At 62.9% G+C, this 10304-nt stretch carries 11 protein-coding genes; 7 read left to right on the forward strand and 4 right to left on the reverse strand.

All coding sequences use genetic code 11. The annotated features are described in order from the left end of the window. Nucleotides 1-4 precede the first annotated feature (4 nt). A complete protein-coding gene (locus E7T06_RS21020; RefSeq protein WP_136367715.1) occupies nucleotides 5-253 on the forward strand; it encodes a hypothetical protein in 249 nt (82 codons plus the stop codon). Between the two features lie 71 nt (nucleotides 254-324). On the opposite strand, the gene E7T06_RS21025 is transcribed toward E7T06_RS21020, so the two are convergent. Further along, nucleotides 325-657 (reverse strand): FKBP-type peptidyl-prolyl cis-trans isomerase, encoded by a 333-nt coding sequence (locus E7T06_RS21025; RefSeq protein ID WP_136367716.1) that lies wholly within the window; start codon nucleotides 655-657, stop codon nucleotides 325-327. Nucleotides 658-802: 145 nt separating this feature from the next. On the opposite strand from E7T06_RS21025, the gene lepB reads away from it, so the two are divergent. Further along, nucleotides 803-1405 (forward strand): signal peptidase I, encoded by a 603-nt coding sequence (lepB, locus tag E7T06_RS21030; protein WP_168733701.1) that lies wholly within the window; start codon nucleotides 803-805, stop codon nucleotides 1403-1405. A gap of 180 nt (nucleotides 1406-1585) precedes the next feature. Here lepB and mnmE read toward each other — a convergent pair whose 3' ends face one another. After that, nucleotides 1586-2908: a tRNA uridine-5-carboxymethylaminomethyl(34) synthesis GTPase MnmE gene (mnmE, locus tag E7T06_RS21035; RefSeq protein WP_168733702.1), complete on the reverse strand. Its 1323-nt coding sequence runs from the start codon at nucleotides 2906-2908 to the stop codon at nucleotides 1586-1588. Nucleotides 2909-3448: 540 nt separating this feature from the next. Between mnmE and E7T06_RS21040 the strand changes: the two genes are divergently transcribed. Both E7T06_RS21040 and E7T06_RS21045 read left to right on the forward strand, forming a co-directional pair. Next, nucleotides 3449-4633 (forward strand): vanadium-dependent haloperoxidase, encoded by a 1185-nt coding sequence (locus tag E7T06_RS21040; protein WP_168733703.1) that lies wholly within the window; start codon nucleotides 3449-3451, stop codon nucleotides 4631-4633. Between the two features lie 343 nt (nucleotides 4634-4976). Then, the gene (locus tag E7T06_RS21045) at nucleotides 4977-5765 is read left to right on the forward strand and encodes an ABC transporter substrate-binding protein (protein WP_136367719.1); all 789 of its coding nucleotides are present in this window, start codon (nucleotides 4977-4979) and stop codon (nucleotides 5763-5765) included. Nucleotides 5766-6015: 250 nt separating this feature from the next. Here E7T06_RS21045 and E7T06_RS21050 read toward each other — a convergent pair whose 3' ends face one another. Then, complete coding sequence (locus E7T06_RS21050) at nucleotides 6016-6618, reverse strand: DUF4258 domain-containing protein (protein ID WP_136367724.1); 603 nt, start codon at nucleotides 6616-6618, stop codon at nucleotides 6016-6018. Between the two features lie 427 nt (nucleotides 6619-7045). Between E7T06_RS21050 and E7T06_RS21055 the strand changes: the two genes are divergently transcribed. After that, on the forward strand, nucleotides 7046-7909 hold the full coding sequence (locus E7T06_RS21055) for a GNAT family N-acetyltransferase (RefSeq protein WP_136367720.1): 864 nt from the start codon (nucleotides 7046-7048) through the stop codon (nucleotides 7907-7909). Between the two features lie 2 nt (nucleotides 7910-7911). Continuing rightward, a complete protein-coding gene (locus tag E7T06_RS21060; protein WP_346763225.1) occupies nucleotides 7912-8328 on the forward strand; it encodes a hypothetical protein in 417 nt (138 codons plus the stop codon). Between the two features lie 142 nt (nucleotides 8329-8470). Here the strand turns inward: E7T06_RS21060 and E7T06_RS21065 are convergent, their stop codons facing one another. Continuing rightward, complete coding sequence (locus E7T06_RS21065) at nucleotides 8471-9151, reverse strand: DUF305 domain-containing protein (RefSeq protein ID WP_136367721.1); 681 nt, start codon at nucleotides 9149-9151, stop codon at nucleotides 8471-8473. Between the two features lie 87 nt (nucleotides 9152-9238). Here E7T06_RS21065 and E7T06_RS21070 point away from each other — a divergent pair, with 87 nt between their 5' ends. Continuing rightward, nucleotides 9239-10069, forward strand: a complete 831-nt coding sequence (locus E7T06_RS21070; RefSeq protein ID WP_240741214.1) for a YdcF family protein — start codon at nucleotides 9239-9241, stop codon at nucleotides 10067-10069. Nucleotides 10070-10304: the final 235 nt, after the last annotated feature.

Here is a 10304-nt window from a genome sequence, read left to right on the forward strand (position 1 = left end):
CGCCATGACCGGACATACCAGCAACGAGCAAATGGGCCTGACCATCGAGGGCGAAGCGCCGCAAGACCGCAGCACCGACTCCGAGAGTGCCACGCGCCCGCCCATTCCCAACGATCCCGCCGAACGCGCAGGCGTGGTGCAAGACAGCCCCGGCGTCACCGATACCCATGTGGTGTTGGGCGGGAATCTGGATGAACAGGGGAACTACCGCTCCGAGAGTTCGGTGGTGGAGGATAAGCCCGCCGACAAGTAGAGATTGAGTTAGGGCACGACAACGGCGCTGGAGCTTTTGGCCCCAGCGCCGTTTCACTTTCCGTCAATCCTTCAGCGCACGTCCACGAGTTCTACGTCAAACACCAACGTAGCGCCGCCGGGAATCACGCCGGGAACGCCCGCGTCGCCGTAGCCGAGGTGGGCGGGGATGGTCAGGCGGGCCTTGTCGCCCACGCGCAGTTGGGCAATGCCCTGATCCCATCCGGCAATCACGTAGCCCACGCCCAGCGGGAATTCTATCGGCTCGCCCCGGTCACGAGAAGAATCGAATTTCTGGCCGTTTTCCAGCGTGCCGGTGTAGTGGACGCGCACCATCTTTCCAGCTTGCGCGGGTGTTCCTGCACCTTCTTCATATTTATCGACGATGAGTTCCTGAGCGGTCATGGCAGCTAGCGTACCGCCGAGGCGACTGACGCCCCTAGAATCTGAAGCGGATATGAAGAAAGACCATATGTTCAGTTAAATATTTGATCTAGTCCGTCTCATCCAGATTCTTGCTTGGCATCAACTCATCCTTGCCGCTGCTAGCATGGCCCTCGTGACGTCTGTTTCTCCTTCCCGCCCTGCGTCCGGGCTGCGGGCCTTTGTGCGGGTGTGGCTGCTGGGGGCGCTGTTGCCCGTGTACCTGCTGACTACCTTTGTGGGAACCTTTGCCCGTGTAGACGGCGAAAGTATGGATCCCACGCTGACCACTGGCGATTTGCTGTTGCTGCTGAAATACCCGCGCTGGCTGCGGGCTTGGGGCGTGCCCACACCGTACCCATGCCGGGGCGACCTCATTATTTTCAAAGCTCCTGCCGACAGTCCGTATGCTTTCGAGACTGTGTGGGGCGTGCAACACCGGCCCTACAACGTGAAGCGGGTGTTGGCCCTGCCCGGTGACAGCGTGGCAATTCGGGATGGGCGGCTGGTGGTCAATGGCCGCGCACTGGCCGAAAGCTACGCCAGTGAAGGATTTATCGGCGACCAGAACGTCCAAACGCTGCCCCCCGGCAAAGTGTGGGTCATGGGCGACAACCGCCGGATCGGGGCCAGTCTAGACTCCCGCGCTTATGGCCCTGTAGACCTGAAAGACGTGGCTGGGCCAGCCAATTTCCGGCTGTGGCCGAGGCCGGGGTTGGTGGGGCGCTGAGGCGATGGATTGTGGAGACGGTTTCGGATGAACCCCCCAGTCTGCTTTGCAGCCAGCCCCCCTCAAGGGGAGCGCAACAACTTTTAGTCCCCACCTCTAAGGGGGGGCATTGCGAAGCAATGGGGGGGTTGCTCTGTCTGCCTACCCGCGCCTTCCCCACGTTTCACCCTCTACACTCCCTCACTTCCCCACACAGAAATTTCGAAACACCGCGTCCACCACGTCTTCCTGTACGTCGCGCCCGGTCAGGTCAGAGAGGGCACGCAGTCCCTCCTCCAACTCATATCCGGCCAATTCATCGGGCAGATTCACGGCGGCCTGAACGTGTTCTAGGGCGCGGCGGGCAGCGTCGGCTTGGCGCTCGGTGGTCAGCCACGCTTCTCCGCGAGCAGCGTCACCAATCAGGGCGGCGTGTACGGCGTCGCGGAGTTCTGGCAAGCCCGCACCAGTTACGGCACTCACGCGCAACACAGCCGGGTCAGTCCACGCGGCGGGCAAGTCGGCTTTGGTCTGCACGCGCAGCACCCGCGCTCCATCGGGCAAGTCGGCGGGCAAGGCTTCGCGGGGTTCGCTGCCATCCTCTAGCGCCAGTACCAGATCGGCGCGTTCGGCCAACGCGTGGGCTTGGCGCACCCCCGCCGCCTCTATTTCGTCGGCGGTGTCACGGAGGCCCGCCGTGTCTATCAGGGTCACGGGCACGCCTGCCAGTTCCAACCCTGCTTCCAGATAATCGCGGGTGGTTCCGGCAATCGGCGTCACGATAGAGCGTTCGTAGCCCAAAAGGGCGTTCAGTAGGCTGCTTTTGCCCGCATTGGGCCGCCCGATCAGGGCCAAGCGTGCGCCGCGTGCCGAGATTTGGCCCGCCCTCGCGCTTTGCACCAGCGCCGTCAGGTCAGCTTCGGCGGCGGCCAAAGGTGCGGCGCGGTCTTCGTCGGGCACGCCTTCTTCCGGGTAGTCCAGCATGGCCTGAATCGCCGCCAGCGTGCGCGTGATGTTGGCAGCAATGCGGGTCACCCGCGCCCCCAGCGCTCCTGAAAGCCCCAAACTGGCTTGCCTGCGGGCCGCGTCGGTTTGGGCTTCCACCAGCCCCAGCACAGCTTCGGCCTGCGCCAAGTCCAGTCGTCCGGCAAGGTAAGCCCGCAAAGTAAATTCGCCGGGGCGGGCGGGCCGAGCGCCCAGTTCCAGCGCCCGCGCCAGCACCCGCGCCAACACGGCTGGGCTGCCATGCGTCTGAAACTCGGCCACGTCCTCGCCCGTATAGCTGTGCCCGCCCCGAAAAATCAGGCACAGACCTTCATCCAACACTTCGCCGTCTGCGCCTACCAGTTGCCCGAACAGAAAGCGCCCGCCCGCCGTGCGCGAAGGCCGCCGCTTGCCCACGAATGCTCCGTCGGCCACCGCCAGCGCAAGCGGCCCACTGACCCGCACGATGCCTACGCCCGCGCTGCCGGGAGCAGTGGCAATGGCGGCGATGGTGTCGGTCAGTCCGGAACGGGAAGTCACGCGGGGCAGGCTAGCAGGCTTGGGGCGGGGGAATAGGGCCGAAGCAGGAAAAGAAGGAGGAGGACAGGTTTGAGGACGTTACACCGTCCGGTCTTCGCGTCCTGATCTTGCTCGAAGCCCTTCAACTCCGTTCCCTGTCGCCACACACAATCCACAGATGAGCTTAAACTACCTTAAAAGCACCGGGCATTGGCGTCTTCTGGCTCAACTTCAAAATAAATAGGATTCTAAACTCAGCTTTGGCTCCCTTTCATTCCTCACCTGCCGTTCATATTGTTCAAAATGAGTAAAAGGTAAACTTTCTAAAGGCCTGTAATGAGCGCTCATATGGTGGCTTGAGGCGTGAATTCGTCGGCTATCACGTCTTTCTTACTTATTTTGATTGAGGCGATGTAGGCAGGGTGCTGCTGTGGTAAAAAGCTCACCCTGTAAGGAAGAACGAGAAAAATCGCATAAAGATGGTAATTTGGAAGCATGAAGCGTCCCGTTCTTTCTGGTCTTTCTTTGCTACTTCTGTTAGGGCCGTTGGCGGCAGCCCAAATGCCTGCTACAACCGCGCCCACCGTAACAAGCCAAGCTGCTTTTGTCGCCCCCGCGAGCCGCACGTTTTTGGCTTACGCCGCCCATCCCAATGTCCAGCGCCGCCTCAACCGGGTGCCTGCCGGAACGCCTACCAGCCTGAGCGCCGACCTCGTGCGCGGAATCAATGCCGAAACACTGACCCTGATTCAAGCCCGAAAGCTGAATCCGGTGCGGGCGGCGCGGGCGTTGGCCCTGACTCTGGCAACCGTCAGCGACGCGCAAACCATTGTGAGTGCTTCGGGCCGCGCCCTGAACACCGACGCGGTGGCCGCGATTGCCGCCCAGCGCCTCCAAACCTACCTGTTTCCTCAGGATACGGCGGCGCTAGAAAGTACGGTGCAGGGCCGCTTGTCCTCTCTTCCGCATGGCTCTGATGAACAGGTGGTAGGCAGCATTATTGCCGACTGCGTGCTGCTGTTTGCGCGGGCCGATCACGCGGATCGTCCGGCGGCGATCCGTCCGGCAGCCAGCGCGGAAGGCAAATGGCAAGCTTTGGCTGGACAAAAGGCGATGGAAGTGAATTGGGGCTGGGTGAGCCCGATTGCCACCACCGCGGTCACATTGCCGCAGGTCACGCCGCCGCCCGCTTGGAACGCCCCGAATTTTGCCGCAGACCGCGCCCAGTTTGCCGCCCTGCAAACCCGCCTGACCGATGCAGACCGCGCCCTCGCCCTGTACTGGGCCGCCGGAGCAGGCACCGTGACCCCGGCGGGCATGTGGATGGAGCAGGCCGCCGCCCTCACCAGCCAGCACGCCCTCAACGGGCCTGATACTGCCCGCGTGTTGGCCCTCACCGCCGTCACCGCCCACGACGCCTTTATTGCGTGCTGGCGAGCCAAATTTCAGTATGTCGTGGCCCGTCCGCAAAACTGGATGTCGGGGCCGGAAGTCGTTCAGGCGGGCTGGAAACCTGTTGTCGTCACGCCGCCGTTTCCCTCCTATCCCAGCGGTCACGCTTCGGTCAGCGGAGCAGCGGCGCGGGTGCTGTCGGCCTTCTTTCCGGGCGACGCGCTCAAGCTGACCCAAGCCGCACAGGACGCCGCCTACAGCCGAGTCGTGGGCGGGATTCACTGGACGATAGACGGCGCGGCAGGGCTGGACATGGGCGCACGGGTGGCCGAAGCGGTGTTGGCCGGAAAGTGATTGGGCTGGAATCAACGTTGATGTGGTGTATCTAGGTTGCGGCGAGTCCAAGGGTCAAGGGTCTGAGGAAGGGCGAGAGCGTATGCCTTTGCATCCCTTCCACACAGCTTCGCCAGCTCTCACCTTCGGGAAACCAACAGGGAGCCGAACACGCCTCCGCCTTAGCACCTTAGACCCTCGACGCTTAGACCTTTTTTAGCCGCAGAGAAATACACCACCACTGCTGCCCGACGACATCTATGTAAGAATTCACACCAAACTCGTGCTGACCGTCAGGGGCGCGTGACATGGACTAATTCACACTCCGGACAACGACTGCGAGTTATTGCCCGGAGGTTCACCTATGCGAACTCATTCCCGTTTTTCCAAAACCCTGCTCTCTGCTCTGTTCGTGGCTGTGTTGCCCGCACTTGTTGCGCCCGCACAGGCCCGCACACTGGCCGAGATCAAGACCAGCGGCGTGCTGCGCCTCGCCACCAGCGCCGATTTTGAACCCTTCAACTTTATGCAGGGTGGTGCGCCCGCCGGATTCGAGGTGGATTTGGGCGAGGCAGTGGCCCGCGATATGGGCCTGAAAGTGGTGTGGGTGGTGCGTCCCTTTGACGGCTTGCTGCGCGACATAAACGATAAGAGTGATGAAATTGACGCCGTGCTGGCCTCACACGCCATCACCAGCACGCGGGCGCAGACGGTGGACTTTTCGCGCCCTACCTACTGCACGGGCGGCGTGATCCTGACGCGCAAGGGCGGCCCCGTGACCAGCAAAGCTCTGGTCGGTAAAAACCTCGGCGCAGAGGCAGGCAGCACCTATTTCGGTTTTCTCAGGAAGCTGACTTTTGAAAAGACCATTCAGGTGTACCCCAATAGTACGGCGGTGCTTCAGGCGGTAGCCACCGGGCAAGTGGACGCCATCGCCACCGATAAGTTTGCTGCGCTGGACGCCGTCAAAACTTTTAGCAAAGCCAATTTGGTCATCGGGGAGACCCTCTGGAAAGAGCAGGTGGCGATTGTGGTTCGCAAGGGCAATACGGAACTCCGCCAAGCCCTGAACGCGTCGCTGAATAAGCTGGACATCAACGGCACGCACACGCAACTGGGCCGCAAATACTTTGGTGTGGATATCGGCTGCTAAAGCTTTGGCAGTTATTTGGCGGTGACGGTTGCGGGCGAACCCCCCAGTCTGCGTTGCAGCCAGCCCCCCTCAAGGGGAGCGCAACAGCTTGTGTCCCCACCTCTAAGGGGGGGCGTTGCGCCAGCAACGGGGGGGTTCACCTTCCAAGTCAGTGTCCCCAAGATGCAGCTCAGCTAGCCATACGGCGCAAGGGCCAGAGATTCAAGTCTCTGGCCCTTCCACACTGTCTTTACGGCGCATGGCCGACACCCTACGCGCTCCGTTTCCACTTCCCTTTGCTGCGGTGGCCTGCGCGGTTGCCCAACTGCGCGGTGCGGCTGCGAATCTGCTCGTCGTCGTAGCGCAGCATCACGGCCAAGCGGGCGCGGCTGATGATGTGATGCGGGTGCTTGGGCACGAAGGCCGTCACGATGTCCAGCACGGAGTTTTCTGACCCAATGCGGCCATATGGATGCTGCACCACCACATGTAGCGGCAGGGCCACGCCACATGCCTCGAAGTAGCCGCACACCAGCCAGCGGCGGTCTTCGGGGTACACGGCCCGTACGCGCCCGGCCAGCAACACCTGCATGATGTCGTGTTCCAAAAACCCCTCTGCGCGGGCGTGCCCGATGGCGTGGGCGCACACATGGTACTGGCCCTCGTACACGGCGTCGCGCAATCGGGCGTGGGCGCGGGCCAACGAAAAATCGTCGGTGGCGACGCCTGCCAAATCCACTTCCCGCTGCGGCTTTACGGGCTTGGCACTCAGTTGGGCGGACCGCACCGGAATGGGCGTGGGCGCACGGCGGGCGGCTTTTTCGGCGCGGGCAAGTTGGGCGCGTAAGACCAGTAAATCTGTCCCGCCTTGCAGCTCTTTGGCTGTTGTAGACGGGGCAGAGCTTCCCACGCGGTGTGCATCCACACGGTCTGGACGTGCACGCTGGGAACGCTGGGGGCTGACGGGCCTGCTGGACTGTTTTGTCACGGCGAAACCTCCCAAAACTGTCTGTTGCCCCGGCTGCCGTCTCGCTTTTTGGGGAAAAAAGGTCTGAATATCGCCCTGACCACCCTCAAAAAAGAAAAGGCCCCTCAAACACGGCTTCGTGTTCGTGGGGGAGGCAGGCGACGTACCCTATTCAGGGCATAAGGAAAGTGTAGCACGCTCCCTGCGGCCATGATGTGATGCGGTTGGCAGACATCGGGCCAGTAGATTCCTAGGCTGAAAGCGTTCGCCACGCTGCCCGAGTGTTGTTCTGTTTCCCGCCCCTGCACCTCGTTTGCCCGCCGGAGGAACGCCCATGATTCGCCCCATGCAGACCACCGATACGCCCGATGTCCTCGCGCTGCTGAACTGGATGGACGACGCCCCACACCGGGAAGTGTTCGCCCCCGACGCCCGTACCGCCGCCGAACTGCACCTCGAATGCGAAGACAGCACGTGCCTCGTAGATGCCGACGATGAAGGCAACGTGCTGGGCTACTGCGCGGTGTCGCCGTTCCGGGATGGTGTGGTCATCGAAGGCCCGGTGTCGGAGGGCGGGCATACGGCAGCCCTGCTGACCCGCGCTGTAGACCAGGCCGAGGGCCTTCCGGTGTACGCCTTTTGCGCCCTTGACAATGCGCCGGTGCGCGAAGCCCTCGAAGTGGCGGGCCTGACGCCCATGCACACCACCGACTTTTACTCCGCGCCGCTGCAACGCCTGACCCCTGCGGCCCGCGCCCCCGATGGGCACACCATTTCGCGGCAGTTGGCCCAAGCCGAATACATGGCCCTGTACCGTGCCAGCGAAGACGGCTGGGCCGGAAGACTGGACTGGACGGCAGAGGAATACCACGCCCATTTTCACCGCGACGACGTGCGCCTGATTGCCCTGATGAAAGAAGGCCGCCCGGTGGGATTTGCCGAACTGGAACTGAATACCGAGGCCACCCGCGCCGACCTGACCTACCTCGCCGTGCATCCCGCCGAGCGCGGCCAAGGCTACGGGCGCACGCTGCTGGCCCTAGCCGCCGCCGAAGCCGACACCCATCCGGCCCTGATGACCCTCCGTGCCCGCGCCCACGATCATGCCCGCGCCGCCCGCGCCCTATACACCCGCGCTGGCCTGAAACCCTGCCGCAGCATCGTCACTTACCTCAAGGATTCGGACGAAGAAGCCTAGAGTTGCTGGGGTTGATCTGGGTGGCGTTGGCCGTTCACTTGTCCGTATTTGGCCTGCGCCGGGTTGGGCGGCACAATCCTCTGGCCGGGCAAGGACTAGGCTCGGCGGGTATGGCTAAGAAGGACAAAACGACTCCGCGCATGGCGTTCGTCACGCTGCGTGACCTCCCCGGCACCCGCGTCATGTTCTGGGTGGTGGACGAATGCCCCTATTGCGGCGAGCGCCACTTGCACCCGGCAGGCAACCTCCGCACCGCCGACCCCAGTGACCGCCTTGGCGAAGTGCCAGCCGCGTGTGACCCTACCCGTGTGTACGAATTGGCCCTGCCGCCCCGTCCCAAAAAGAAGGCAGGCAAAACCGAGCGCCGCAAAGAACGCCAAGGCGGAAAGCGGGACGTGGTGGACGACGACAAGTGGTAGGCCTAAGGGTGCCTCGTAAAGCCTCGTTTTTGCGCCCTCACCCTTGAGGGGGGAGGGCTGGGGAGGGGGTGAGTGAGCGTTAGCGATTGCCTTTCCCCAGACCCTTCGGCCCTCCACCCTTAAACAATCTTTTCCCCCGCCCTCAAGGGTGAGAATGCCCGTCCGTCCCCGCTGGAAGACTGGGGGCCGCGCCGCCCATGTCCATCCCGTCCATCGTGCCTGCTGCCGAGGGCGTGGGCAACGGCTTCCCGCCTCTGCTCTCCAAAAGCGCCGTCATTAAGCGAATTTCAGCGGCTTGGGTGGAGGCGATTTGGCGGGCCAAAGCCAGCACCTCAGGGCGCACTCGCTCGGTCAATACGGGTTTGACCATTGCCACAGCGCCCTGATGGTGCCGGATCATCAGTTGCAAAAATTCCCGCTCGGCCTGTGCTGGCGTGCTTTCATCAAGGCTGTTGACCTCGGTGGGCGTTGCCATTCCCATCATCGCGGCGTGTTCTGAACTCATACCCGCGCCGCCCCAGGGCAGGCCCCACAGAGTCAGCCAGCCGCGCATCTGCCCAATCTGCTCCTGCTGAGACAACTGAATATCGAGCGCCAATGAACGCAGGGTGCGGTCTGTGCTGCGGTCACGAATTCGGGTCGCCATGTCTACGGCCTGCGCGTGGTGCTGGATCATTTCGCGTACAAAGCGGGTCTCGGTGCTCGCTTCACTCGGCTTGGCGAGGCGGGGAGCCAGCAGCAAAAACGCCGCCAAGAGCGCAGCCACCGCCAACGCGGAGGCGGCCAATACAGCGGGAGAAATAGACGGACGGCGGCGAGTCATTGCGTGCAGTATAGGTTTGATTCTGCATTATCACTAGGACGCTTTGTCCGTTGCGTGATCTGTCCCGCTACACTGCCCCGCGTGACTCTGGGCCTGCAGACAAGACAAACGGCAATCCATGAGCGTGTGCGCGGCGTGCTGAGCGGGGCTGCCATTGGCTGCGCGTTTGCCGTCCTCGCCGCGTATTTGGGTGAGGTTCGTGCGCCCGTGCCGCTGCTGCTGGCCTGTATTCTGGCCTCCGCAGGCTTGGGCGCATTCCGCCTTCCCCGCCGCGTGCTGAAGGTGGGCGCGGGTGCGCTGGCGGCACTGTTTGCCCTGTGCCTGCTGACGCCTGTGTTGCGTGCGCCGCTGGCCTCGCTGACCGAAAACGCCGAACCCGTGCAGTCGGATGCCGTCATTGTGTTGGGTGCGGGCGTGTGGTGCGGCACTGGGGCACTAGAACCGTCCAGCCTCGCCCGCCTGATCCGGGGGCTGGGACTTTGGCAGGCGGGCTTTGCCCCGGCGGTTACGGTGTCGCAGCAATCGGGCCTCATCGGGCCGAAAGACTGCCCTAAACTCAGCGATTTGGAACAGGCCTATATTCGCGGCCTATATCCCAAGGGCGGCCCTCAAGTCCTGACCCTTCCCAACGTGACTACCACGCGGGATGAGGCCGCCCGTGTGCGGGAACTGGCCCGCGTGCGCGGCTGGAAGCGGGTGCTGCTCGTGACTTCACCCTCTCATTCTGCCCGTGCCGCCCGCCTGTTCCGCGCCCAACTTGCACCGTTGGGAGTCAGTGTGACTAGTGTCAATGCCCCAGAAACACGATTCGATACGACTTTGCCCCTGCCCTCAGACCGCTTGGCCGCCCTGCGCGTGCTGCTGTATGAGGGAATTTCGCGGACGAAGGCGGGAGTAGGGGGGACGCCGGAGCGGTAGGAAGTGGATCGTAGATCGTGGAACGTGGGAAAGGCGTGGCGGTGATGTTGCCCTTAGCTCCTCACCCTTGAGGGGGGAGGTTGGGAGGGGGTGAGTGAGCGCAGCGATTGCCCTTCCTTAGACCCTTCGACCCTAGACCCTTAGACAAAGCCCCAGCAACCGCGCCCGCCCCATCCGTTCCAGGGCTACCGCAAAGTCAGGAGGCTCATGAGATAGGTGGTGTCGAGGGCGGCAC

Source organism: Deinococcus sp. Arct2-2, assembly GCF_004801315.1.
In the GTDB taxonomy this organism is placed as follows: domain Bacteria; phylum Deinococcota; class Deinococci; order Deinococcales; family Deinococcaceae; genus Deinococcus.

What these genes read in the sequence shown, in the direction of transcription:
- E7T06_RS21055 (WP_136367720.1), top strand. Translation starts at nt 7,046, where the DNA reads ATGATTCGCCCCATGCAGACCACCGATACGCCCGATGTCCTCGCGCTG.
- E7T06_RS21065 (WP_136367721.1), bottom strand. Translation starts at nt 9,151, where the DNA reads ATGACTCGCCGCCGTCCGTCTATTTCTCCCGCTGTATTGGCCGCCTCC.
- E7T06_RS21020 (WP_136367715.1), top strand. Translation starts at nt 5, where the DNA reads ATGACCGGACATACCAGCAACGAGCAAATGGGCCTGACCATCGAGGGC.
- E7T06_RS21040 (WP_168733703.1), top strand. Translation starts at nt 3,449, where the DNA reads ATGCCTGCTACAACCGCGCCCACCGTAACAAGCCAAGCTGCTTTTGTC.
- E7T06_RS21025 (WP_136367716.1), bottom strand. Translation starts at nt 657, where the DNA reads ATGACCGCTCAGGAACTCATCGTCGATAAATATGAAGAAGGTGCAGGA.
- lepB (WP_168733701.1), top strand. Translation starts at nt 803, where the DNA reads ATGGCCCTCGTGACGTCTGTTTCTCCTTCCCGCCCTGCGTCCGGGCTG.
- E7T06_RS21045 (WP_136367719.1), top strand. Translation starts at nt 4,977, where the DNA reads ATGCGAACTCATTCCCGTTTTTCCAAAACCCTGCTCTCTGCTCTGTTC.